Here is a 25,943-nt window from a genome sequence, read left to right as displayed (position 1 = left end):
AACATTTTGATAGAATAATCATGTAAAAAATAAATTATGTCAGAAAAGATATTATGGATAGATGATGAAATAGATTTACTTAAACCTCATATCGTATTTTTAGAAAAGAAAGGTTACCTGGTGACCCCTGTTAACAACGTGAACGAGGCTTTGGAACTTATGGATTCAGAAAAATTTGCTTTAACGCTAATTGATGAAAATATGCCTGGCATCTCTGGGTTGGAAGCCATCCCTATGATTAAGGAAAAAGATAATTCCTTAAAAATAGTAATGGTTACCAAAAGTGAGGAGGAACACATCATGGAAGAAGCTATTGGCTCTCAAATTGCCGATTATATATTAAAGCCTGTCAATCCTAATCAGATATTACTTTCTTTAAAGAAGAATCTGCAGGAAGACAATTTGGTAGAACAAAAAACCATTTTACAATACCAACAGGAATTCAGAAATCTTTCTATGGAGCTTTCTTACCTGAGAACCTATCAGGAGTGGGCCGAATATTATAAAAAGATCCTTAGCTGGGAAATTAAATTTGATAAGGTAGCAGATAATGAGTTTGCAGATCTTTTACAATCTCAAAAAGAGGAAGCCAACATTCAGTTTGCGAAGTTTATCGAAAAAAATTACGAACACTGGCTGACAGATTCTGACAAACCCATGATGAGCCATACTCTTTTCAAAGAAAAGGTAAAGCCTGAAGTTGAAAAAGACAAAGTACTTTTATTGATGGTAGACAATCTTCGTTACGACCAATGGAAAGTTATTGAGCCTTTGTTTACAAAATACTACAATAAAGTTTCGGAGGATTATTACTATAGTATTCTTCCTACCGCTACACAATATGCAAGAAACTCTTTCTTTGCAGGATTAATGCCGTCTGAAATTGAAAAACGTTTCCCTGAGAAATGGTTTAATGACAATGAGGAAGGAAACAAGAATGAATTTGAGCGTGACTTCCTGGAAGATCAAATGAAAAGAATCGGCATTGGAAACAAATCTATGAAGTATCTTAAAGTACTGAATGCTGATTTTGAAAGAAAAATCTATGATGATTTTAATCAACATAAAAACAATGATCTTCTTGTAATTGTATATAACTTTATCGATATTCTTTCTCACGCTAAAACTGATAACCACATTGTAGATCAGCTTATTCGTGATGATAAAACTTTCCGATCCCTAACCTTTAACTGGTTTGAGAATTCTTCATTGCTGAAAATTATTAAAGCAGCAGCTGAAAATGGGTATAAACTAGTCATTACAACAGACCACGGAACAGTATATGTTAAAAAACCGAGTAAAGTTGTTGGAGACAGAGAAACATCTACTAATATCCGATACAAAACAGGTAAAAGTTTAACGTATGATGATAGCGATGTATGGGCTATTACTAATCCTGAAAAGCTTTTCCTTCCAAAAGGAAACCTAAGCTCTAAATATATTTTTGCTAAAAATAATATATTCCTGGCTTATCCTAAGAACTACAATCATTTTGTAAATTACTATAAAGAAACCTACCAGCACGGAGGAATTTCACTGGAAGAATGTATTATTCCGATCAGTGTTTTAGAACCTAAGTAATTTATTTCATTTTAGGTTTAAAGCGGAAAAAATCAATTGATTTTTTCCGCTTTCTTGTTTTAAGGCACTCATTTTGCATGGTAAGAAACATCCATAAATAAATATAAACCTATGAAAAGAACCATTTTTATTACAGCAACACTTACAGCATTATTTTTAACTTCTTGTAATAAGGAAAAGAATGCAACAGATTCTTCACCGGCAACTACAGACAGCATTGCAGCAAACCCGTCTGATTCTGCAGCTGTTTCCGGCAGTAAAGATGAAATTGTAAAAAGTACATCTAAAGACAGTAGTGGAAAAACATTGGATATGACTTTCAATAACACTAAAAATACAGCTACTGTAGTATTTAATAATGAAACGATTGAGTTACAGGGACAAAAGCCTGCATCTGGGATCTGGTATAAGAATGACCATTATGAGCTTAGAGGAAAAGGTGAAGAAATTGAACTGACAAAAGACGGTAAAACAGTTTTTAAAAAATAAAATATCTTATTAAAAAGATAAAAGTCGGTTTTGAAATTCAGAACCGACTTTTTTATTTCCCTACATTTGAAAAAATTTATTATTCTTTATGAAATTAATCACCTACAATGTCAACGGAATCAGGGCTGCTTTTACCAAGGATTTTCTGGGCTGGCTAAAAACCGCTGATCCGGATATCATCTGTATTCAGGAAAGCAAGGCCGGAAATGATCAGATAGATATCGAAAGTCTTGAAAAATCAGGATACCACAGTTATTGGCATTCAGCAGTAAGAAAAGGCTATAGCGGGGTCGGAATCGCCTCAAAAACAAAACCTAACCATGTAGAGTATGGTTGCGGTATTGAAAGCTATGATAATGAAGGAAGAATCATCCGTGCAGATTTTGACGGATACTCTGTCATTTCAGTGTATGTTCCTTCTGCTTCCAATATTGAAAGGCTGGAATTTAAAATGCAGTTTTGCCATGACTTTCTTGCGTATATTAAAAATTTAAAAAAGGAAATTCCCAATCTTATTATTTCCGGAGATTTCAATATTTGTCATGAAGCTATCGATATTCACAATCCTGAGGGGTTAAAGAATGTTTCAGGGTTTCTACCTATGGAAAGAGAATGGATGACGAATTTCATGAATGAGTGTGAGCTGATTGACAGCTTTAGGTTTTTCAATAATGATCCTGACAATTATACATGGTGGAGCTACAGACAAAATTCAAGAGCCCGAAACAAAGGCTGGCGATTGGATTACAACTTCACTTCTTATAGTTTAAAGGATAAGCTTAGCAGGGCTGTTATTTTAAAGGAAGCAGTACATTCAGATCATTGTCCTGCATTATTAGAATTGGATGTTTAATACTCCATATATCTATAAACGCAAAAGCCAGCTGAAATCAGCTGGCTTTTCATAATTTAAATCATAAGATTAATCGACAATTTCATATTCGACCGGAATTGTACCATGGTTGATATCTCCGATCTCATCGAACGCAGCTTTAGACATGTCTAAAGATCTTGATGAATGGAAAGGTCCTCTGTCATTGATCCTCACTATTACTTCTTTACCATTCTTAAGGTTAGTAACCTTAACGTTTGTTCCAAAAGGAAGCGTTCTGTTTGCTGCAGTGAACTTTGAGTTATCAAAGATTTCTCCGCTAGCAGTTTTTCTACCGTTAAATTTATCGTGGTAGTACGATGCATAACTTGTTTTTTTCGCATCTAAGGCGTTATTCGTAAAAGAATAAATACCTAAGGTTGAAATCATCATTATGATTACGAGAATGAATCTTTTCATCATTTTGAACTTTTATTGGTTTTGACAGGGCAAAAGTATCAGGAATCTCATTAACTCCCTATTCCAATTGTTAAAAACCGTTAACAAAAACCAAAACATATGTTAATTGAACTTGTAACCTCCTATGAATAGGGATTTTAAAGCACACTGTTAAAAAGTGTTAAAAAAACAAGCCATATGTTAATATATTTAACTAATTTATGCATAATTTTAAAAAATAAATATCTTAAAATATTTAAAATCAACACATTAAGAATTTAAAAAAATTATAAGAATATAAGTAAAATCAGCCTTAATAATAAAAACATTTAAGATCTTCAAAGTACTGAAAAGCCCTGATAGAAGTCTTTTAGAGACATAAAACCTAAACTCTTATTTTTTTTTAACAGCAATGTTAACAGTAAAAATTAGGCTTATTGAATTTTCAACACAATTTTTCAGGTTAATTTATGTCATCCGGCTTAAAAAAAAGATCAGCTTCTCTGAATATATTCCTCAAAAATAAGTTTTTAAGATCAGCTTAAAAAGTTTTTCATTGAAAATATCATACCATTTAAGCCCAATATATTGTGAGACCATGAGATGATGAAACAATAAAAGGAACCTGAAGCCCATCATATAGCTTAGAAAACAGGCTTAAAATAAATTCCCTATTCGCTTAAGCTTTCTATGGATAGAATGAATTTTGGAGCTCTAAATGCCTTAAACAAAATTCTTGTTCCTTTTTCGATATAATAAAAACAAAAAAACCAATGAGTAAATCATTGGTTTTCTTTATATAATTAAAAATATAATCTTATTTAATGTATTCTAATACATAGTCATAGGTATCTGCAGGGTAAACCACAGACATACTTGGGGAACCTGTAATAGCATTATTTGTAGGACCTACGTTATAAGAATAAAGGTCTCTGGAATAAACTACTTTATTTCCTGTACCTGTAACCTTATAAATAGTAATACCATATAAAGAAGTCATTCCTGAAGGAGAAGGGATACTCACTGTAGTAGATGTTCCACTAGCAGTAAAAGATCCTTTGATAGCATAAACTTGCTTATCAACACCCGGGCTAACGTTTATAATTGTATTTGTAGTTGTTTCAGCTGTTCCGATAGTTACTTTAGGAGAACCACCTACTGCCATCCACTGACCTGTTGAAGTTGCATATGCGTTACCAGAACCACCTGTAGGGTTTGAGAAATAGTAAAATCCAGGTACAACAGCCTGATTTCCTACCCCAGATCCTGTTCCAGGAGTATTACCAGCCTTAGAGTTATATACAATCATTCCATCATATGCTGTAGGAAAATTAAAATTACTCGTTGTAGTGGTTGCAAATGTAAAAGTTGTTAAATCTGTTCTAGGAAAAGCAATTCCTTTTCCGTTATTGGCAGATGTTGAAAATCCATTTGCTGAAGCATCTAAAAACACTGACTGTCCTGTAATGTTTGTACTGATCGCATTATTAGCTCTCAATTGTGCAAATGTTACATTAGCAGATGCTGTAAGAGCTAAAATTATTGAGGTTAAATATAATTTCATATTGAATGTGTTTTTAAGATTAATAACTACTGTAACTATACCAAACTGATCCGTCACAAATATAACTTAATGATCCACCTGGCCCTGTTGGGGAAAGTGTAGCCTGATTACTTATTGTTCCGGAAGCACCCGTGATACTAAAACCAGTTGTTGTATTATCAATAAATGTGATAACCTTACCGTTAGTCTTAGTTAGAGCATCTAAGTTAAATACTGTACCTGCTGTATTTACAATAATTCCATTATTCAAATCAGCATCAGAGATCGTATTACCTGTTTGAAGTCTAACCGTCATTCCGGTTGCAACAGCTCCACCTCCTAGAGGTTTCCATTCAGGAACAACAGAATCAAAATAGTAGAAACCAGGTCCTGTGATCTTAGCTTTTCTAGGTCCAGCTCCTGTACCAGAAGTAATAAAAACTACTGCTCCGTTCTGTGGAGTACCATAAGTACCCGAAGTATCATCTTTAGTAGATAATTGAGCAGCTGTCATACGAGGGACTAGTAGGGCATCAGGTCTTGCGTTATCTGTAGTATTAGCTACTACATCTAAAGTTGCGGCAGGTGTGGTTGTGTTAATCCCCACTCGCCCTTGCTGAGCCTTAGAAAGTGCCGTAAGGCAAACGAGCATAGTCGTTGTTAATAAAAATTTTTTCATAAGTTTTTAAAGATTTTAATTACATTATTTTTCATCAATTTTTCCAAAAGAGGAAGACACATCTCAACTTGTTATCATTTTAAGCTAAATAAATTAAAAAACCGTATAATTTTTTTTGAGTTTTTTAGTTCTATTTAAACAAATAACTTATTGAAAGCATATGATTTAAAAACATTGCTTAGTGCAAATTTAAGACATAATTTCTTAATTTATCTAATTTATAAAAAGAAATTAAAAAATCTTAATATTCAAAAACAATAAACAACTGGAAATCAAAAACATAAATATTTCATTGAATGAATTATTTATGTTAAATTCCATTAATATTTCTAATTTTTAAGCTAAAAAAAATATAACTTTCTTACTGATTAATAGCCATTTATATTTTAGACTAATTCACCATATAAGTCAAATTCTTCTGCAGAAGTAATTTTCACATCTGCAAACTCTCCGATAGAGATATAAGTATCTTCTGCCGATACTAAAACAGTATTATCTACATCTGGAGAATCGTACTCTGTTCTTCCGATAAAATAGTTTCCTTCTTTACGATCAAACATACATCTGAATGTCTTGCCAATTTTTTCCTGGTTTTTTTCCCAAGAAATTTGAGACTGCAATTCCATGATCTCCTCTACTCTTGCCTCTTTTACTTCTTGTGGAATATCATCCTCCAATACGTGGGCAGTTGTATTTTCTTCATGGGAATAAGTGAAACATCCTAATCTGTCAAACTTCTGTTCTCTAACCCAATCCTTAAGCTCCTGGAATCTTTCTTCCGTTTCACCCGGATATCCAACAATAAGGGTTGTTCTGATCGCCATATCAGGAACTTTTTCTCTGAACTTGGCCAAAAGAGCATCTGTTTTCTCGTGGGTTGTTCCTCTCTTCATGGATTTCAACAAGTCGGAATTGATATGCTGAAGTGGGATATCTATATAGTTACAAACTTTAGGTTCTTCACGGATAATATCCAAAACATCTTCCGGAAATCCGCTTGGAAAAGCATAATGAAGACGAATCCACTCTACTCCTTCTACTTTTACCAGTTCTTTTAATAAATCTCCTAATGCACGTTTCTTATAAAGATCCAGACCATAGTAAGTAAGATCCTGTGCAATAAGAATTAATTCTTTTGTTCCTTTTTTTGCTAATTTCTGAGCCTCTGTTACCAACTTTTCGATAGGGGTAGAAATATGCCCACCTCTCATCAATGGAATAGCACAGAAAGAACACGGCCTGTCACAGCCCTCAGAAATTTTCAGGTATGCATAATGCTTTGGAGTAGTTGTTAATCTTTCTCCAACCAATTCATGTTTATAATCTGCACCTAGATGCTTTAATAAAATAGGAAGATCTCTTGTTCCAAAATACTGGTCTACATCAGGAATTTCTCTCACCAAATCCGGCTTATATCTTTCGGAAAGGCAGCCTGTAACAAATACCTTTTCTACTTCACCTCTGTTTTTGGCTTCAACATAATCAAGGATCGTATTGATAGATTCTTCTTTTGCGTTATCTATGAATCCGCAGGTATTGATAACCACAATATCTCCGCGGTCTTCATGAACAACTTCTTTGCCATTGGCTTTCAGTTGGCTCATTAACACTTCAGAATCATATACATTCTTGGAACATCCAAGAGTAACTACATTGATTTTCTTCTTCCCTACAGATTTTGTACGCATCTTTTTGATTTTGAGTCTGCAAAGATACAAAATATTGAATAGTAACGATTATAAAAATAAAAACCACTTTAAAAAAGTGGTTTTCAATACTATACTTTAAAAGTTTTTTTCTTTAAAACTTGGTGCATTTTCATCTTTTTCAGATAAAACAGCATCTTTTTCATCAATTTTCCAGTCAATACCTATGTCCGGATCATTAAACTTCACGCTGCCCTCTGATTCTTTGTTATAAAAGTTATCACATTTATAAGAAAATACAGCATGGGTACTCAATACGGAAAATCCGTGTCCAAATCCTCTAGGAACATAAAGCTGTAATTTATTTTCAGCTGTGAGTTCAATACCAAACCACTTCCCAAAAGTTGGAGAATCTTCTCTAAGGTCTACGGCAACATCCCACACACTCCCTTCAAGGCATGATACCAATTTGGCCTGTGCGTGTTCTCCTTTCTGGAGGTGTAATCCTCTTAAAACGCCATAAGAAGATTTAGAAATATTATCCTGAACAAAATGTCCGTTCATTCCTGTAAGTTCCTCAAACCTTTTTTCGTTGTATTTTTCAAAGAAATAACCTCTATCATCTTCGAATACGGTAGGTTCTATAATGTAACAATCTTTAAGTGGAGTTTCTTTTATTTTCATTTTTAATTTTTATGAAATTATCTTCTTTTTAATATTTAAGAATTAGCAAATCACCTTTACCTATTGAGAATGACTTCGAAATATTTTTCTTGAATGGAACCGCTTTCTGGTTTTTGTTGATTATATTAAAATCTCTTTTCGAAGAAATACTTATGTTATTTACCTTAGAAAGGTCTTTATTAACAAAAACGATATAGCGGCTATTTCCATTTTTAATTCTAGAAATTAGCAGATCTTTACCAGAGTTCAGTTTCAGTTCTGTGAAGTCATTTTTGAATAATGTTGTTCCTTCAAGTTTTTCAGTATGGTATACTTTTTCAACAGTTGAATTATAAAAAACGGGTGAAACGGCTTTAATTTCAGAGCTGATCACACTTACATTATCATAACCTGTCTGCTTTACTCCTCTACTGTTTATAGGGCCATTAAAATAATCCTTTTCAGGCATCCAATAGGTAAAATACTGTATTCCTTGTGCTCCGTATGCCAAGTTGGTAAATGCCTGTAATCTTAAATCTTCAATTGTGATTTTTTCATTTTGATCACTATAAGATGTCGTTTTTGCAAATGCCCAAAAGTTAGCCCCTTTACTTTTTGTATATTCTGAAAACACTTCCAAGTTGCTATACCAATTGGGTTTTACTACTCCATTATATATTGGATAAAAATCAAAAGAATAAATTTTAAAATTAAAATTTTTAAAAAATTGATCTAGATAGTCCCTATAGCTATTTGCTCCTAAAAGATTAACAGGTGCATCTATGGGAAACAAGTTGATATAAAAAATATGTTTGTTGTCTACAGAACTAAGCTGCCTGTGTATCCTTTTCAACGTTTCAAATTCTTTCACCCCTGGTTCATCTGCCAAAAAATAGCCTGCCAACCCCGGATGGTTCATTATTCTTTTTGCGGTTTCTTCAGGTGTATCAAACATCTCCGGGCAATTGAGAAGTAACTTTATGCCGTTCTTTTCTGCCAAATCCAAAGCTTTAACAGCATCATTTAATGAATGAAAGCCAACATGATTAATTGTAATCCCAGCATTCACAAGCTGTTTATAAGTATTTGCATTAGTAAAACCAGACGGAACTCCATTCCAAGCAACGACTTGTATCTGGTTGGCTTGAGAAAACACTAATTTGAAAACAAATAAAATGAGAAATAAGGTATACGTTTTTTTCATTTTTCTATTTCTATAAATTATACTCTTTCTTTAGCTTCAATTTTAGTCCCAGGTATATACAGCCTATAGGGATAAATATAATTAAAGCAATAGCCCAGTCCGGCAATTGTGAATGAATTAAAAATATATTCACAAACAACTGACAAAAAGCGTACACAGAACTAATGACTAAATGAGAAACCTTTTTTTCATTGGCAAAAAGCTGGTACAAATGTCTTCTGTGAGCTTCAAAAATATTTTCTTTTAATAATAATCTTTCCATTATGGTCAGTACAACTTCCAATCCATAGATTGATAGAAGCAGAATATACTTATACTCTCCTGTCCTCATAATTAAAAGGGTAATGAGCCCAATTACCCAAAAGCCTATCCCCATGCTTCCTACATCTCCGGCAAAGCATTTTGCTTTTTTTCTAAAATTAAAAAAAAGAAAAACAAGGCATGCCAGTATAGGATAATATATAAAGTTATAATCTGTAAACTGAACAACTTCTTTATTGATATAGGCCAAAGAACCTAAGGTAACAAGACTATATAACCCTGTTATACCATTAATACCATCCATAAAGTTGTAGGCATTCAGGGTTCCGATAATCATAACAAATAAAATGGGCCATGCCCAAAAAGGAACCATTTCAAAAGCTCCTGTAAAATATAGTAATAGTACAACGGCTATTAGGTGGATGGAAAGTCTTATTTTATTGGATAAAGTCTTAATATCATCAATAAAGCTTACCGTACAAATAGCAAGTAATCCCAGTCCAAAGGCCCAATATCCCTGCAGCGTCTCATTAAAGTTTAAAATGCAAAACAAAATAAAAGTGAGTGGAAAAATAATTCCCCCTCCTCTAAGTGTTATTTGTGTATGAGCACTTCTGTGATTAGGTTTATCAATAATATTGAACTTATCTGCTATCTTAAAATATAAAAGTTCTAATGCAAAAAGAACAACAATGATGAATAAATACTGCATAGACTGGATTAAAATTTATCTATAGATTTTGTTAGTGTACATCCAAACTCTTCAATAAGTTGTTTATTGGAAAAAGTTAAAGATTTTGTTATTTTTTTTAGTTTTAAAGAGTTGATTGGTGCTTTTGACCCAAGCAAGTCTCCAAACAAAGCTAAGCTTTTTGCTATAAAAAAAGGAATGGATAAAACTCTTTTGTTCTGCTTTTTTGCCAATGCATCACCTATCTCTTTAAAAGTAGGCGGATGTGAATCGCAAACATTATATGTCCCCGCTTTTTTATACGGTGAAAGTTCAATCAAATGGGCAAAATCATCTACCCAAAATATACTTTTAAGAGCGTCTCCCTTTCCAATATTAAAATATCTTCCTTTATTGATTGCAGTAATCATATCTCCTAAATTACCTGGAGGATTAGGTCCGGCAATAAGGGATGGACGAAAAATGAAAAGCTTTACATTATGTTTTTTTGACCAATTTATCAGATAGTTTTCTGCCAACAGCTTACTTTTGGCGTAAGGGGTTGTCCCCAAAGTAGAATATTCTTCATCAATATCTTCGCCTGTCTCCTTTCCATATACTGCTACAGTACTAAGAAAGATAAATATTTTCGGAGGGGTTAGTTCTAATGCTTTGCAAAGATTTTCAGTTCCGTGGGTGTTTACTTTGAAAAACTGTTCTTCATCTTGTAAAGAGCCCGGTATTGAATGGGCTTTTCCTGCTGCATGAAAAACAATATCAAAATGATCAGATACCTGAGGGATTTCTTTACTTAAATCAGCCACGATATCTCCATGTTTTGAGCCCAGGGTACTAACTTCAAAACCTTTTTCTTTTAAAATTGGTATAACATTTTTACCAACAAAGCCATTCGAACCTGTAAAAAGTATTTTCATCAGACTATTTCATAAAATTTATCTAAGATTGCTTTTTCTGAAAATTTTGTTTCAGCCAACATTCTCGCTTTTCTGCTTTTTTCTTCAATATCCTTTAAAACTCTTTCATCTATTGAATTTAAAAATTCAACAAGTCCGGGATCTTTATGAGAAGTAAATACGTAGCCAATATTATATTCTTTAATCAGCAAGCTCACTTCACTTCTAGGGTCTCCTATAAATAAAATGGGTTTACCGGCAGCCAGTATATTATATACTTTAGATGGAACACCCAATCCAAACATACCCTCCGCTAGAGTTACCAAGGCAATATCTGACTGGTTAAGCACCGTTTGCTGCTCTGCCCTTGAATAGGCTCCTGCAAAGAAAACATTATTAAGTTTGTTTGTCCCTACATAGTTCTTCATCTCATTTTTAACAGCACCTTCTCCCACAAAGTAATAGGCTATGTTTTCATTTGGAACTTGTCTGATCGTTTCTAAAAAATTCATGAGTCCTTGTACCCTTCCAATATTTCCTGCATATTGAATGATTACCTTTTTTCTTAACTCAGAATCTAATGTTAAAACGTCATCTTTAGGTACCGGAATTATCTGATCAACATCTCCCCAATTTTCAATAATAACAATCTTTGCTTTCGTATTCTTTATCTTCGATTGTATTACTTCTTTCATATCTCTTCCCAATACAATCAGGAGGTCTGCTTTTGAATAGGCTTTATCAAAAATCTTTTTCAATACCCTGTAAACAATTGATGATTCTGACTTAACAATTCCTGCCGGAATTGTATTTTCAGGAAAGACATCGTGAACCAGGATAATCAGCTGACTTCTCTTTATTATTTTCACCAATACAGCGAGAATAACTAAAGGTGCGGGATTTGTAACAATAAAAATCTTTTCGCCTTTTCTTACATTGATGAGTAGTTTATAAAAAATTAAAAAACTAAGAAATATAAACCTGAAAGTTCTTCCGATCAAGCTATTTTTATTATTTGCAAAGCCTTTAATTCTTGATACTTTTACTCGGGAATCCAGCGAAAATCCTTCGCTTTTATTTTTTGCACTGTCATAAACCGGCTCTCCACAAATAACATTTACCTGATATTTGGAAGATAGTTTATTGACAACCTTTGTGAGTATAAAGGATGTTGATGTTTCTTCAGGGAAAAAGAGCTCCGTTGCTATCCAGATTTTTTCCATTATATATCTTGTGACCAAACAGTTCTTCTCACATAATCTGTATATGAAAGAATAATACGTACCATTTTCTCAGAAACATTCGGCATAGAATAGTCAGATACGGGTCTGTAATTTCTTTCTTTACCAATAGTTTGCTGTTGAAGCTGTACCATACCCTGTAAAATTCTCTCTGGCGAAAGACCTACCATCATTACAGATGTTTCTTCCATAGCCTCCGGTCTTTCATGAGCTTGTCTAATATTAAGGGCTCTGAAATTCAGGATTGAAGATTCTTCTGAGATAGTTCCTGAATCTGAAAGTACTGCAAATGATCTCATCTGAAGTGCATTATAATCATGGAATCCTAATGGTTTCAGGAATTGTATTTCAGGACGCATTTCAATCTGCATCTTATCAATCATATTTTTGGTACGTGGATGCGTTGATACAATAATTGGATATTGATATTTTTCAGCGATGGCATTTAATGACTCCATCAATCCTTTAAAATTCTTTTCGGAATTAATATTTTCCTCTCTATGAGATGAAACTACAAAATATTTCCCTTCTTCTAAGTTCAGGCGTGATAAAACATCAGAGCTCTCTATTTGAGGTAAGTAATGATTCAAGACTTCAAACATTGGTGAACCTGTTTTGATAATTCTATCAGCAGGAAGACCTTCTCTCAATAGGTATTCTCGAGCAATATCAGAATAAGTTAGGTTAACATCAGCTGTGTGATCTACAATTTTACGGTTCGTTTCTTCTGGAACACGCTGATCGAAACATCTATTTCCTGCTTCCATGTGGAAAATTGGAATATGGCGTTTCTTTGCAGGAATAGCACACAGGCAAGAGTTTGTATCTCCTAAAACCAGGAAAGCATCCGGCTGTAGTTCTTCCAAAAGAGGATCTATTTTAATAAGGATATTTCCTACTGTTTCTGTTGCCGTTTTTCCGGCAGCTTCAAGAAAATGATCCGGTTTACGAAGGCCCAAATCTTCAAAAAAGATCTGATTTAGTTCATAATCGTAATTTTGTCCGGTATGAACAATGATATGCTCTATTGCCTCAGAAGCATCTAAGGCTGATAATACTCTTGATAGTCTTATAATTTCCGGTCTGGTTCCTACGACCGTCATCACTTTTAATTTTTTCATTGTAATAGCGTTTGGCTTTTCAGCATTGGGCTTTCAGCAATTTGATATTATTATATTTTATTTTTGCAGTATTTATTAACCTGTTAGGGTTTTGTTATACTTCCAAAAAGTAGGTATCTGAATCTTGAGGATTGAAAGGTTCATCAATCCAAAAAATAGTATACAAATCTTCGTCTCCAATATTTTTGATGTTATGAGTATACCAGATAGGCATATCTACATAAGCTGGTTCTGTTCCGTCTAAATAGAAATCTAATGTTTCATCAGTATCAATTTTTCTTAATTGAATCAAGGCTTTTCCTTTAATGACTGCAAAACGTTCTATCTTTCGGGTATGATAATGATTTCCTCTTGTAATTTCCGGAACAGTTGTGGAAAATGAGCATTGTCCGCCAATTCCCAGACGGATTACTTCAACAAAGGCTCCACGTGGATCTGTATGCTGTGTAAACTTTACAGGATAATGTTCTTGATGATTGATATAAGAACGATAAGTGTTAAATAAGTTATGCTCAAATGTATCCTTTAAAGCAGGAATTTCTCCCCCCTCGAAATATTTGATTTTAAAATCATTCAATAAGGCTAAAACTTCAGAAACTTTTTTTGTAGCAGTTGCATCTACAAATAATTCCGGATGACTTTCTTCTGAACGAATTTCAGAAATAATTCTCATAACCAGCTCCTGAACATAGATTAGCTTTACTTCGCCATCGTTATCAATATTAGGTACTTCGCCATGGGTTAGCTGATAGCAAAATGTAGCAATGAATGAATTATAATATGGTTTTCCAAAAGCTCCAAAAACATTAGGAATAATTAATCCTGAAACCTTTCCACCATTATCATTTGCCCAATTTACTAAAGCTTCTCTTCCCTCCCGTTTGGATTTGCCATAAAGGTTATCACGCTCTTCTTGTGTAGAGGATGAAATAAGAACATGTGCTTTGGAGTTGGTTCTCTTTAAAGCATCAACAAGATTTTGGGCTAGTCTAACATTCGTTTCGTAGATAACTTCTGCATTTTCGTGGCGGTTCATTGCAGCTAAATGCACAATGACATCACATTTTGCAACAAAGGCATCGAGGTCTTCTGTATTTTCAAAGTATTCTTTCTGAAAATCAACACGTTCAAATTCTTCAGGAAATAATCCTAAGGTATTATATAAATGCCGGCCAACAAATCCATTTTGTCCGGTTATTCCAATTTTTTTCATAAATTAATATTAAAGTGATTGAGCGGAAATCGGTACTCATCTTTAATTTCACCCAATCCGTGATCAGCAAGTACCAACAATTTACTATTCTCTTCTATAGCCTTAATCGCAGTAATACCACCTGGTTCTATATGAAGAAAATCTAAAGTATCAGCATTGAGGTCATAATATTTTATTTCTAAATCAGGTGACGGGTTTTCAAAGTTATCAACATAGATAACGGCTATTCTAAAACAGCCCTGCGTGCAAGCAAACCAACGTTGCTCTATAGCGTGTCCCTGCCATCCTCTTATAAAATCAATATTCGAATTTTCTATTGTGTAAATTCTTTTTACAGCTGAAGCATCGAAATCATTATTAAATTTAATAACTCCTCTTTCATCCTTAAACTTATTCCCTTTATTAAACATAAATACTCTATTTTATTTCATTTTATGGAAAGAATAAGTATATCTTCTAGTAAGGATATTGCATCACATCTTCTCCAAAAACTTCTTTTTTAATTAATGGCAAAGTTGAAACCAGCTTTTTAAGCCCGTCTACTCCTTGCTGCTCTGTATTATGAGAATGATAATCTTCTACTTTAGAAATATCTTCTTCTCCTTCCGAGAAATACTTCGCATAGTTAAGATCACGATTATCTGCAGGCACTCTGTAGAAATCTCCCATATCTTCAGCTTTTAGCATTTCTTCACGGGTACAAAGTGTTTCATATAACTTTTCACCATGACGAGTCCCTATAATCTTGATAGGAACTTCTTTACCTGTAAGCTCTATTAAAGCTTTAGCCAAATCACCAATACTTCCTGCCGGTGCTTTATTTACAAACAAATCACCAGGATTTCCATTTTCAAAAGCAAACAATACCAAGTCTACAGCGTCTTCAAGAGACATGAAGAAACGTGACATATTAGGATCTGTAATTGTTATAGGTTCTCCTTTTTGAATTTGATTTAAAAACAATGGAATAACAGAGCCTCTGGATGCCATTACATTTCCATAGCGTGTAAGACATACAACGGTATCTGTAAGGTTTCTGGCTTCTGCAACAGCAACTTTTTCCATCATTGCTTTAGATATTCCCATTGCATTAATGGGGTAAGCTGCTTTATCTGTAGAAAGGCAGATAACTTTTTTCACTCCATTTGCTGCAGCTGCGCGGATAACATTCTGAGTTCCCTCAACGTTGGTTTTCACAGCCTGCATTGGAAAGAATTCACATGATGGCACCTGCTTCAGTGCTGCCGCATGAAAAATATAATCTACACCCCGCATTGCCGGTTCTACAGAATTATAATCACGGACATCACCTATATAGTATTTTATTTTTTCATTTTTATACAGGTTTCGCATATCATCCTGTTTCTTTTCGTCACGAGAAAAAATACGAATTTCCTTGAAATGATCTGTCGCTAAAAAGCGATTAAGTACAGCTGTTCCAAATGAACCTGTACCACCAGTAATCAAAAGTGTTTTATGTTGAATTTGCATACGGTATTCCTTAAAAGTACTGCTTTATAATTTCTTCTTTTTCCTTAAAATTTGGATAATTGATCAATACAGCTTTGAGTTTACCTTTATAAACAAAAAGACTACCTGCTGAAGCTCCTATTATACCAAATTTATTAATTAGCTGTCCCACATCATCCATTGTTCCTGCACCACCAATAGCGGTCATTGGCAATGTAGTCTCTTTTCTTGCTGTTTCCATCAGTTTCATGTCATATCCTTTCATAACACCATCGTTGTCAATAGAATTAATAACGATTTCTCCAGCACCTAGTCTCTCAAATTCTTTAATGAGTTCAAAAGGGGATTTTCCTGTAGATTTTTTCCCGTTATGGGTATAAACTTCATAGCCACCAAATAGTTTTTTCTTAACATCTAGTACTACTACTACACTTTGGCTTCCTACTTTATCTGAAATTTCTTTAATGAGTTGAGGGTTTTTCAATGCACCACTACTGAATGCTATTTTTTCTACTCCTAATGAAAAAATTCTTTGAGCCTGTTCTACTGTAGTTACTCCTCCTCCATAGCACAATGGCATTCTGCATTCTTCAGCCCAATGTTCTATCATTTTGAAATCAGGTCCGCGTCCTTCTGCAGTGGCATCAATGTCTAGAATGATAATTTCATCAACTTCCTTTTCATTGAAAATCCTTACTGCGTTCATAGGATCTCCAAGATATCTTGGTTTTTTGAAGTTTTCTGTTTTTACAAGGCCCTTGTCATGAACTAAAAGGCATGGTATAATACGTGGTCTTAACATTTTTCTGCAAAATTCTTTAATAACTGAATACCAAAATGATGACTTTTTTCTGGATGAAACTGAGCACCAAATATATTTTTATGATTGATAGCACTTGTAAACTTTATTCCATAATCAGTTTCTGCAATGATATCATCATTATTTTCACATTTAAAATAATATGAATGCAGAAAATAATATCTTGGATTTTCATCTAGATCTTGTAATAGTGGAGTTTCTTTGGTTAACTGTATATCATTCCATCCCATGTGAGGCAATGGTAGTTTGGCAGAAACCTGTGCAGCATCAAATTTATGAACATGGGCATCTACCCAGCCCAGCCCTTCTAAATTTCCTTCATCACTACCTTTAGCCATCATTTGCATTCCTACGCAAACCCCTACTACAGGAAGTTTTTTTTCTAGAACCAACTCATTTACCTTATCTTTCATCCCAGAGTCATTAAATCGTTGCATGGCATAATCAAAATGCCCAACACCGGGAAGAATAAGTTTAGTTGCCTGTTCCAGATCTTCTACTTTTTTGGCTGTTGCTGCAGGAATATTAAGCTGTTTAAAAATATTTAAAAAAGCATTAATATTACCTACACCATAATCTATTATTGTTACCATTTTATTTGAATGCTCTTTTTTCTAATCCTAACATCTGCATTACCTTTGTTCCTAGCTGAATAAGTTTATAGTTATTCTTATAATCCATAAAGTTCTTATTCTGACCATTGAAGTATGACCATAATTCTTCTGTAGTAAAATCTAGTTTTTTAGCTACATATTCGAATTCTTTCATCAACTCATCTTCTGGTAATTCTGGAGAGGAAACTCTTTTTAAAGCATCTTCTCTTGTCATTTGTCCTGTTAAAACTAAAGATGACAAGTGGTTCTTTCTTTTGTCAAAACCAAACTTTCTTGGTAACCAAAAAGCCTCATACCATCTTGTAAATCTAGACTCGTGATGCTTGTGTTTGTAGCGTTGCCATCCATATTCATTTTCCAACAGATCTTCCGCTTCTTTCTTAAGAAACTTAACATGATCCAAAGGCTTTACTACTCTAACACCATTGATCAATCTGTATTGAATTTTATACTTGAAGATATCACATGTTGGGAAAGTTTTAAGTTTTCTGCTTCCAAACTTTTTATGGATATCACTCACATACTTCATATCAGTTTGATAGTAAGCACCCCAAGCTAAAGGTTCTCTTACGCATTCGGTAGAAAAGTTTCCTCCTGTAAGGATATATTTGATACCATTTTTGGCACAATAGTTATAAAGTGATGAGAAAAACACCAAGTCTTGTGGGGTATCAATGTCTGGAACCTGAGATTTAATAAAAGCTCTTTGAAGATCTTTCATTTCTTCCCAATTAATAACATCTGTATATAGGTCTACCCCAAGTCCGTCAACAAGGTTTTTGATATTATTGGTTGATACATCTGAGTTCCAACCGGCATCTACGTGGTAAAGAAGTGGTCTTAGTCCCCATTTTTTCACAGCAAGATGTACAAGGAAAGAACTATCCAGACCACCGGAAATACCAATAATACAATCGTGGTCCTTGCCTTTTCCTTCTGCTTTTATTTTATCAATAACTTTTTGTATTTCGGCTTCTCCTTGTTCGTTGGGATGCCAATAAGGTAAAATATTATTATAGTAATTGTGACAGTAGTCACACATTCCTTTTTCGTCAAAGATAATAGATTCGTCTGTACTGTCCATAATACAGTTGGTACATACCTGGACTTCGTGCTTTTTTATTTCCATTTATTTTTTTGCAAAATTAGCGATTTACATTATAAATTCTAAAACATTAAGAGGTTATAAATTAATTATAGAAAAACACCTCTTTTTTTTTACTACAAAACCTGTTCCCTTTCTAAAGAATCAAAAAATATTAAGCCTTTATATTGAATAGAAACTTTTCTGATAGCTTATTAATATTGTTCTCGTTAATGAGAACCTTTTTTTTCTATAAAGGCTTTTACATCATTAAATAAATGACCTGATTCCTTTATAGCTTTATCATCCCATTCCCACCATTTTGTATCGAGTAATTTCTCTATGACATCATCATCAAATCTCTTTCTAATCATTCTTGCCGGATTACCTCCCCATATTTCATAGGGTCCTACATTTTTTGTCACCACACTTCCCATACCTAAAACAGCTCCGTCTCCAATGGTAACATTAGCTTTTATGAGAACATTATTTCCAATCCAAACATCATTACCAACCTTCGTAGAGGTATCTAATGAAAACTTATGATATGCAAATTTTTGTGGAAGATGATCTTTATTTTCATTAAAAACCGGAGAGGTAGAAACCCAATCTAATGTATGGGGCGGGCCTCCGATAATGATATTTGCACCTAGTGAACAAAAAGCTCCTATTGAAGAGTTAATAATAACACAATCGTATCCTACATCTGAATGTTTACCAATTGTAGAACCTACAACCTGGCTGCCAGCACTCACCTTAGACGTTTTGTGAATCTGAGAATCAACAACAGCCTTAAATCTAATTTTTTTCAAAAGTTTAGACCAGTAGTATTCAATTTTGTTTAGCATAATTCAATAGATTTTTTCGAAATTACAGAATAATAGAATTCTTTTGCTAGTGGTGAATTAGCTTTCTCTAGCATATTTTTATATACATCAGGATCATTAAGAATTTCTATAAGTACCTTTTCTATTTCTTCTATGGATTCATTTCTCAAGAAACGACAATTTCCACCAATATCTACGTGGGTCATCCCATCCCAATATTTGAAAATAGCAGGTTTGCCTGCCCCTACTGCCTGCTCCCACAGAACTGAATGGGTTCCCGGAAAAATAATTAGGTCAGACATCAGCAAATAATCTAAGATTTTCTCTTGAGAAAGCCACCCCACGAATATTATATTTTCAGAGTCTAAAAGTTGGTCTATCATCTCTTTACTTTCCGGAGCAATTACCCCAAAAACAACCAACTTAAACTTTTTATTCGAATTTTTGATATTCCTTACCGCTTCTAAAACAAGATGAATATTTTTCTGGAAGTCAATTTTACCACCTGTTAGAATAACAAATTCATCATCTTCTATTCGTAATTCTTTTCTAAGATTAACTCCTACATTGCTATTAATGAGTTCCTGTAATTTGTGGTCGTCAACCCCCATTCTCAAGAACTTTATTTTTTCATCCGGTAACTGATATGCATCTTTCAGGAAATCACATCGAAGAGGAGTAACCCCATAGAAAAATTTGATATCATTTTTTATTTTTTTTCCTATCAATCTCCATATTAAGTGGTGAAAAATATTCTTAGAAACCCAAGATTTTGCACTGTTAATATAGTCTGTGTGGCAATCAGAATAAACTGTCACATTATTTTTTTTGGCATATTCCATTACTGGCAGGATATCCATAAAAGAATAATCATGAATAAATAAAATATCCGGAGCTTCTTCTACAATATATTTCATGAGGTTATCATAGATTCTAATAAAACTATTCAATTTATGAAATGGTTTTTTATAATCTAATCTTACAACCTTATAGCCGTCTTTTGCCATATATTCTCCTCCGGATGGAAGTATGCACGGTTTACCATTACTATCAAATGATACCAATGATGCTATTACAGTAACATCATATCCCATCTCTTTATGATACTTTGGTAACATATTTTCCTGATAAGAAAAATCATCAATATAAAAACATGATAAACAAAGGTGTACTATCTTAGCCTTATGATTTTCTGACTTTGTTAAAGATGTTTCGTTATGTTTTTTTTCCATTTGTTTTTGCACTTTGATAAGATTATTTTAAATTTTATCTAGTCATTTATTTTTGATTTGATCTCTGGATTAATAACTCCTTAAATATTAATTTCGTTTATAAACTAATTCATATTTTTTATTCCTTGTATTACTAAATCAAGTTGATCAACTTCATTTTTTCTACCCAATAGTCTTGCTTTTAGTTTAAGAACCTTATAGATATTCAATTCATTTTGTATTGTTACATCTTTAGACCTCCCACTTTTCTCATTCACATATATCAATGACTTCATTGCACGAATAATTGAAGTAACATTAAATCCTCTATCTTCTACTGGATGAATATATCCTAAATCTTTTTTATAAATAATTGATCCATTCAACTTCAACAATCTGTAATGTAAATCGCGCTCTTCGCTATATAAAAAGATATTTTCATCAAACATTCCCACCTTTGTAAAAGCATCTTTACTAATTGCAAAACAGGCTCCAGAAAAACAAAACATTTTTGAGCTATAAAAATCTATTTTTTTACATATTTTATGAATAAATAAATCTATTGGTGATGAATTCAACATAAGAAAAGATTGCCCTAATTTATTTGTTGTTTCATACTGCTTCATGCCTATTAAAAGAGTCTCTGGGTTGGCAGTGAAAGTGGAAAGAATCGAATTAAAAATTGGTTTAAATAAAATTACATCAGGATTCATAATTAGAATAGTATCACCTGTCGAATTCCTTACCCCAACATTATTCCCCTGCCCATATCCTTTATTTTCTGCATTGCTAATTAATTTAACATTTGAAAATTCTTTTGTAACTATTTCACTTAGTTCATTAAAATCACCACTATTATTATCAACTATTATTACTTCAAGTTGATCACCAATATCATTAAATTTAAAAACTGATTGTAAACAGGTTTTTATTAAAGACGATGAATTATATGTAACTATAATAATACTTAACTTCATATATATTTATTTATTAAGATAAGGTTTAAATAAATGAGCTATTAGAATGTTTTATTATGCTATTCAATAAAAGTTTACTATTTCTTATCATATTAATTTATTCTACTTAAAATAATTATGCAATTAATTCGAGATTTGTAATTCTTAAAATAAAAATCAATTGGCATACAACAATTACAAGTAATAATAAAAATTCAAATAAAAGATTTTTTTTACTTGATAAAAATAAATAAAAAAGAATAAAGGAGTAAAAAGTAAAATAATCTGTAATCCTCTCGACCAATAATATAGATCTAAATAAAGAATGGATTAAAACTCCAATGATCAAAATATTTAATAGTTTATAATATATTTTATTTTCTTTTTTATTTAAAGATAAAACGAAAGACATACTCCAAAAAAATAAAAATTTGAGTGAGAATCCTTCTGATTTTAAAGCTCCAAATCCAGAGGAATACCCATCAAGTTTAGCAGCAAAAGCTGAGTCTCCTGATCCTATAATCTTAAATAAATATATTCCTATTGAGGTTGATAAATTAAGAAAATAAACAAGGAATATTAAAATTAAAGTAATAATGTATGTTTCTCTTTTTAGTTGTTTTGAAAACATTAAAACAGACAGTATAATAGCTCCCAAAATAAAGGCCGTTGAATGCATTAAATAAGCAACAAAAAGCAAAAAAGCAATAATAATATATTTCGAATACCCTTTTTTCTGAGGATCCAATGCTATAGAAGCGGCATAATAGATAATTGAATATGCCATTCCTACACGTAATACAATTGCATTAACATAAATTCCAAAAAAAGATATATAGAGTAATAGTAATAATGACGAAAAATAAATAATTTTCTTATTACTTTCTCCCCCCCATTCTAAATTATAGTTATTTATTATTCTCTTTGATGAATAATTAATTACTAGCATATTTAATATACATATAGCTCCCATATATATATTACTATCCTCTGTAAATGTTTTAATAATTTTAGTAAAAAAACGAAATCCTTCTTCAAAACCAGTGATAGCTCTGTAATATCCAAAGTTAGTATCCTCATCATTAAAATATGCCAAATACATAAGTGTATCTGGAACTTTATCACTTCTTGAGGCAATAAGATAACAAAAAACGGTAATAATATATATTCCTCCAAATGATTTTTTAATGCTTTTATTTAAAAAAATCAAAAGAAATATAGATGAAATATAAATAATCAGAATTGGAATATCCATTTGCTATCAATAAGTTTTTAACTTATATTTTTTCATTTAAAATATTTTTAATCGAATCACTATAACATTCATTTTTCATCAAATGCATATGATTTTCTTTATACCAAGATGTTTCCTTATTATATATCTGGATATTTTTTTCCAACAAATCTATTGTTTCCTCATCAAACCTTTTCTTTATAATTTTAGCAGGATTCCCACCAATAATACTGTAACTTGGAAATGACTTTGTAACAACAGCTCCTGCTGCAACTACGCAACCGTTTCCTAATTCAACACCCGAGAGGATTGTTGCTCCTACTCCTATCCAGCAGTCATTACCAATCTTTATTTTTCCCTTAGAATATGATCCAATTCCTTTATCGATTAGCATTGGGCTTATTGGATAGCAAAAAAGTCCATCAGTAAAGTGATTGCCTCCTAAAATAAATTTAACATTCAATGCAATAGAACAAAAACTACCCATTTCAAGGCCTGCATTCTCTTCACCATAATCGAAAATTTCCAATGGACCATAACTAAATCTACCGATTTTAACCCTATCCTTATTGAATAAATTTTTCGCTGTTGTAAAATTATGAGAATTTAATTTTCTCCATTTAATCTTGAAAATAACAACAGCAAATATGGATTTAATATATGAAAATAATCTACTCATTTTTATACAGTTTTTTTCGATATTTATTTAAAATATAAAAAGTGAACCCAATCTCCAAAAAAGAAGAAAACGTTACAGCTAGCGGCATTACAACAATACTTTTGAACAAAAATAACCCACAAATAATAAAGGCAGAATATCCTATAAAAGCAATTGTTTGATTATAGGCCACCATTTTATATAAACCGTGAGGTACAAATACAAAACTCATTATAGCTCCTACTGTTAAAATTGTAAAAACACTAAAACTTATGGCAACCAATAACGGATATGCATCCAGCATATTTGCTCCACCAAGGAGTGTTATAATAGGCTTGCCAAAGAATAATAAAAATAGAACAATAAAAATTCCAATTAAGGTTTCGTATCTCACAATTTTTTTAACAAGACTATAATTTGCATTTCCAACAATTTTTGGAAAAATAGCACCATTAATGTTAGATGTAATTAATGTGGGAACCTGAAATACTTTAAGTGCCAAATCATAGAGAGCAACATCTTTGGTTGAAAAGAAAATTGCAATTAGAGTTGTTGTACTTTGATGCTTAATAGCATTAACTGAATTTGATGCAAAAAATGGAGAAGACATTTTAATCCATTTCTTTATTTGTTCTATAGTTGGTCTAACAACACTTACTTTATCTTTATATAAAATAATATAAAATAAATACAATGAAGATAGTAGATTGAATATTACAGTTATAGCAGTAAATATCAAAATATTTTCTTTTTCCTTTACAAAAATAAAAATGAAAGGTAAAGAAAGAACTTTAAAGATAAGCTGCACTATTGTTACTATTTTCATTCTCTGTAATCCTTGGAAATACCATTGAGGATAGAGAACAAAACTAAAAATATTCAAAAAACACAGGAAGTAAATCAACCCATTTTCTAAAAGTCGCGGTACTGAAAATATGATCGCGGAAAAAACAATAAGCGATAGCAAAAATAATAAGAGCTTGGCATAAAAAACTACTGAAAATGTCTTGCTAATTTCAGAAGGTTTATCATGAGACAAAGAGACTTCTTTTAAAGCTGGAAAATCAAATCCAAACGTAATAATTGTTTGAAAATAAGTAGCAATATTTACCCCCACTACATAAATACCATAATTTGCAGGACCTAAAACCCTTATTAAATATGGATAAATAAGAATGTAAAAAAAAGAATTTAAAATTTGAAAGACAGTCATGAAAATATAATTTTCCACAACTGTCTTATTATTTTTTACACTAAGTTTAATCTTAGATAAACTATCTTTTACATTAAAGTCTCTCATCAACAACAGATCTGTCTAAACACGCTTTTACATCAAATATAACAGATGTGTCTTTATTCACTTTTGAAAAATCAATATTAATGAACTGATTATGTGAAACAGCTAAAACAACAACATCATAAAGACTTATATCAGGAATATTATTAATAATGTCAATTCCATATTCATCTTTTACTTCTTCTGCACTAGCCCACGGATCACAGACTTCTACATCAAGTCCAAATTGATTAAGTTCATTATAAATATCAACAACTTTTGTATTTCTTACATCAGGGCAGTTTTCCTTAAAGGTAACACCTAGTATTAAAGCCTTAGATCCATGAATATTCATTTTTTTTCTGATCATAAGCTTTACTACTTTACCCGCAATAAACTGAGCCATCATATCATTAACCCTTCTACCACTTAAAATAACCTGAGGGTGATACCCCAGCTCCTGAGCTTTATAGGCTAAATAATATGGATCTACAGAAATACAGTGCCCTCCTACAAGACCTGGTGAGTAACGAAGAAAGTTAAATTTTGTTCCTGCAGCTTCTAATACATCATGGGTATCAATACCAATTCTGTCAAAAATCAAAGCCAACTCATTCACAAATGAAATATTTACATCTCTTTGAGCATTTTCAATAGCTTTGGAGGCTTCTGCAACTTTAATATTAGCAGCTTTATGAGTACCTGCTGTAATAATTGTTTTATACAGCTGATCTATTTCTTCTGCAATCTCTGGTGTAGAACCTGAAGTAACTTTCTTTATAGTAGTTAATGTATTTACTTTATCTCCAGGTACTATTCTTTCTGGTGAATAGCCTACAAAAAAATCAACATTAAATTTCAATCCCGATATTTTCTCAAGAACTGGTACACAATCTTCTTCTGTACAACCAGGATATACTGTTGATTCATAAATAACTATATCTCCAGATTTAATGAGCTTACCCAGCATTTCACTTGCTTTTAAAAGTGGTTTTAGATCAGGTGCGTTAAATCTGTCAATTGGTGTTGGAACGGTAACAATATATATATCTGCATTCTCTATATCTGATAAAGAAGAAGTAGGTTTGTAGCCTTTCTCAAAGTTGCTTTCTTTTGCTAATTGTAGAAGAACACGGATTTCATTACTATCAGCTTCTAACGTATGATCTTCTCCAGATCCAAGTTCATTAACTCTATTTTCATTGATATCGAAACCATAAACAGGGAAATGTTTTGAAAATTCTAGGGCTAGTGGTAGTCCTACATATCCTTGGCCAATAACTGCAATTTTCTTCATC

The 25,943-nt window shown here is 32.4% G+C and carries 26 protein-coding genes; 3 read left to right on the top strand and 23 right to left on the bottom strand.

All coding sequences use genetic code 11. The annotated features are described in order from the left end of the window. Positions 1–36: 36 nt before the first annotated feature. From porX to C7D53_RS03090, 3 genes are all read left to right on the top strand, one after another. Positions 37–1,581, top strand: coding sequence for a T9SS response regulator signal transducer PorX (porX, locus tag C7D53_RS03100; RefSeq protein ID WP_076352567.1), 1,545 nt, complete (start codon positions 37–39; stop codon positions 1,579–1,581). 111 nt (positions 1,582–1,692) lie between these two features. Beyond that, positions 1,693–2,070, top strand: a complete 378-nt coding sequence (locus C7D53_RS03095; protein ID WP_106914922.1) for an MliC family protein — start codon at positions 1,693–1,695, stop codon at positions 2,068–2,070. 88 nt (positions 2,071–2,158) lie between these two features. Continuing rightward, a complete protein-coding gene (locus tag C7D53_RS03090; protein ID WP_106914921.1) occupies positions 2,159–2,923 on the top strand; it encodes an exodeoxyribonuclease III in 765 nt (254 codons plus the stop codon). Between the two features lie 69 nt (positions 2,924–2,992). Here C7D53_RS03090 and C7D53_RS03085 read toward each other — a convergent pair whose 3' ends face one another. From C7D53_RS03085 to C7D53_RS02975, 23 genes are all read right to left on the bottom strand, one after another. Continuing rightward, complete coding sequence (locus tag C7D53_RS03085; RefSeq protein WP_106914920.1) at positions 2,993–3,364, bottom strand: septal ring lytic transglycosylase RlpA family protein; 372 nt, start codon at positions 3,362–3,364, stop codon at positions 2,993–2,995. Between the two features lie 793 nt (positions 3,365–4,157). Further along, complete coding sequence (locus tag C7D53_RS03080; RefSeq protein ID WP_106914919.1) at positions 4,158–4,904, bottom strand: hypothetical protein; 747 nt, start codon at positions 4,902–4,904, stop codon at positions 4,158–4,160. 19 nt (positions 4,905–4,923) lie between these two features. Continuing rightward, positions 4,924–5,562, bottom strand: coding sequence for a hypothetical protein (locus tag C7D53_RS03075; RefSeq protein ID WP_162926061.1), 639 nt, complete (start codon positions 5,560–5,562; stop codon positions 4,924–4,926). 386 nt (positions 5,563–5,948) lie between these two features. Continuing rightward, positions 5,949–7,250 (bottom strand): 30S ribosomal protein S12 methylthiotransferase RimO, encoded by a 1,302-nt coding sequence (gene rimO, locus C7D53_RS03070; RefSeq protein WP_106914917.1) that lies wholly within the window; start codon positions 7,248–7,250, stop codon positions 5,949–5,951. Between the two features lie 96 nt (positions 7,251–7,346). Then, on the bottom strand, positions 7,347–7,892 hold the full coding sequence (gene rfbC / locus C7D53_RS03065; protein WP_076352575.1) for a dTDP-4-dehydrorhamnose 3,5-epimerase: 546 nt from the start codon (positions 7,890–7,892) through the stop codon (positions 7,347–7,349). 28 nt (positions 7,893–7,920) lie between these two features. Continuing rightward, on the bottom strand, positions 7,921–9,075 hold the full coding sequence (locus tag C7D53_RS03060) for a hypothetical protein (RefSeq protein WP_106914916.1): 1,155 nt from the start codon (positions 9,073–9,075) through the stop codon (positions 7,921–7,923). Between the two features lie 10 nt (positions 9,076–9,085). Beyond that, a complete protein-coding gene (locus C7D53_RS03055; RefSeq protein WP_106914915.1) occupies positions 9,086–10,048 on the bottom strand; it encodes an MraY family glycosyltransferase in 963 nt (320 codons plus the stop codon). An 8-nt stretch (positions 10,049–10,056) separates the two neighbouring features. Next, a complete protein-coding gene (locus C7D53_RS03050) occupies positions 10,057–10,941 on the bottom strand; it encodes an NAD-dependent epimerase/dehydratase family protein (protein WP_106914914.1) in 885 nt (294 codons plus the stop codon). After that, complete coding sequence (locus C7D53_RS03045; protein ID WP_106914913.1) at positions 10,941–12,143, bottom strand: glycosyltransferase family 4 protein; 1,203 nt, start codon at positions 12,141–12,143, stop codon at positions 10,941–10,943. The genes C7D53_RS03050 and C7D53_RS03045 overlap by 1 nt, the downstream gene beginning before the upstream one ends. Next, positions 12,143–13,282, bottom strand: a complete 1,140-nt coding sequence (gene wecB / locus C7D53_RS03040) for a non-hydrolyzing UDP-N-acetylglucosamine 2-epimerase (RefSeq protein ID WP_106914912.1) — start codon at positions 13,280–13,282, stop codon at positions 12,143–12,145. The genes C7D53_RS03045 and wecB overlap by 1 nt, the downstream gene beginning before the upstream one ends. A 94-nt stretch (positions 13,283–13,376) precedes the next feature. Continuing rightward, positions 13,377–14,495, bottom strand: coding sequence for a polysaccharide biosynthesis C-terminal domain-containing protein (locus tag C7D53_RS03035; RefSeq protein WP_106914911.1), 1,119 nt, complete (start codon positions 14,493–14,495; stop codon positions 13,377–13,379). After that, positions 14,492–14,905 (bottom strand): cupin domain-containing protein, encoded by a 414-nt coding sequence (locus C7D53_RS03030; protein ID WP_106914910.1) that lies wholly within the window; start codon positions 14,903–14,905, stop codon positions 14,492–14,494. The genes C7D53_RS03035 and C7D53_RS03030 overlap by 4 nt, the downstream gene beginning before the upstream one ends. A gap of 46 nt (positions 14,906–14,951) precedes the next feature. Beyond that, positions 14,952–15,986, bottom strand: coding sequence for a polysaccharide biosynthesis protein (locus C7D53_RS03025; RefSeq protein WP_106914909.1), 1,035 nt, complete (start codon positions 15,984–15,986; stop codon positions 14,952–14,954). Between the two features lie 10 nt (positions 15,987–15,996). Further along, entirely contained in the window at positions 15,997–16,767 is a 771-nt protein-coding gene (locus C7D53_RS03020) for an AglZ/HisF2 family acetamidino modification protein (protein ID WP_106914908.1), read from the bottom strand. Then, the gene (hisH, locus tag C7D53_RS03015; protein WP_106914907.1) at positions 16,761–17,378 is read right to left on the bottom strand and encodes an imidazole glycerol phosphate synthase subunit HisH; all 618 of its coding nucleotides are present in this window, start codon (positions 17,376–17,378) and stop codon (positions 16,761–16,763) included. Before hisH ends, C7D53_RS03020 begins: the two co-directional genes overlap by 7 nt. A 1-nt stretch (position 17,379) precedes the next feature. Beyond that, positions 17,380–18,528 carry an N-acetyl sugar amidotransferase gene (locus C7D53_RS03010; protein WP_106914906.1) on the bottom strand — a complete coding sequence of 383 codons (1,149 nt, stop codon included), beginning with the start codon at positions 18,526–18,528 and terminating at the stop codon, positions 17,380–17,382. Between the two features lie 185 nt (positions 18,529–18,713). Next, positions 18,714–19,331, bottom strand: coding sequence for a CatB-related O-acetyltransferase (locus C7D53_RS03005; protein ID WP_106914905.1), 618 nt, complete (start codon positions 19,329–19,331; stop codon positions 18,714–18,716). Continuing rightward, positions 19,325–20,542 carry a glycosyltransferase family 4 protein gene (locus C7D53_RS03000; RefSeq protein WP_106914904.1) on the bottom strand — a complete coding sequence of 406 codons (1,218 nt, stop codon included), beginning with the start codon at positions 20,540–20,542 and terminating at the stop codon, positions 19,325–19,327. Before C7D53_RS03000 ends, C7D53_RS03005 begins: the two co-directional genes overlap by 7 nt. 104 nt (positions 20,543–20,646) lie before the next feature. After that, the gene (locus C7D53_RS02995; RefSeq protein ID WP_106914903.1) at positions 20,647–21,498 is read right to left on the bottom strand and encodes a glycosyltransferase family 2 protein; all 852 of its coding nucleotides are present in this window, start codon (positions 21,496–21,498) and stop codon (positions 20,647–20,649) included. A 115-nt stretch (positions 21,499–21,613) separates the two neighbouring features. Next, positions 21,614–22,732, bottom strand: a complete 1,119-nt coding sequence (locus C7D53_RS02990) for an EpsG family protein (RefSeq protein WP_106914902.1) — start codon at positions 22,730–22,732, stop codon at positions 21,614–21,616. A gap of 22 nt (positions 22,733–22,754) precedes the next feature. Beyond that, entirely contained in the window at positions 22,755–23,390 is a 636-nt protein-coding gene (locus C7D53_RS02985; protein ID WP_106914901.1) for a CatB-related O-acetyltransferase, read from the bottom strand. Continuing rightward, positions 23,383–24,669: an oligosaccharide flippase family protein gene (locus C7D53_RS02980; RefSeq protein ID WP_106914900.1), complete on the bottom strand. Its 1,287-nt coding sequence runs from the start codon at positions 24,667–24,669 to the stop codon at positions 23,383–23,385. The genes C7D53_RS02985 and C7D53_RS02980 overlap by 8 nt, the downstream gene beginning before the upstream one ends. After that, positions 24,656–25,942: a nucleotide sugar dehydrogenase gene (locus C7D53_RS02975; protein ID WP_106914899.1), complete on the bottom strand. Its 1,287-nt coding sequence runs from the start codon at positions 25,940–25,942 to the stop codon at positions 24,656–24,658. The genes C7D53_RS02980 and C7D53_RS02975 overlap by 14 nt, the downstream gene beginning before the upstream one ends. Position 25,943 lies beyond the last annotated feature (1 nt).

The organism is Chryseobacterium aurantiacum, from assembly GCF_003020585.1.
In the GTDB taxonomy this organism is placed as follows: domain Bacteria; phylum Bacteroidota; class Bacteroidia; order Flavobacteriales; family Weeksellaceae; genus Chryseobacterium; species Chryseobacterium aurantiacum.
This window is presented reverse-complemented; position numbering and strand designations above follow the sequence as displayed.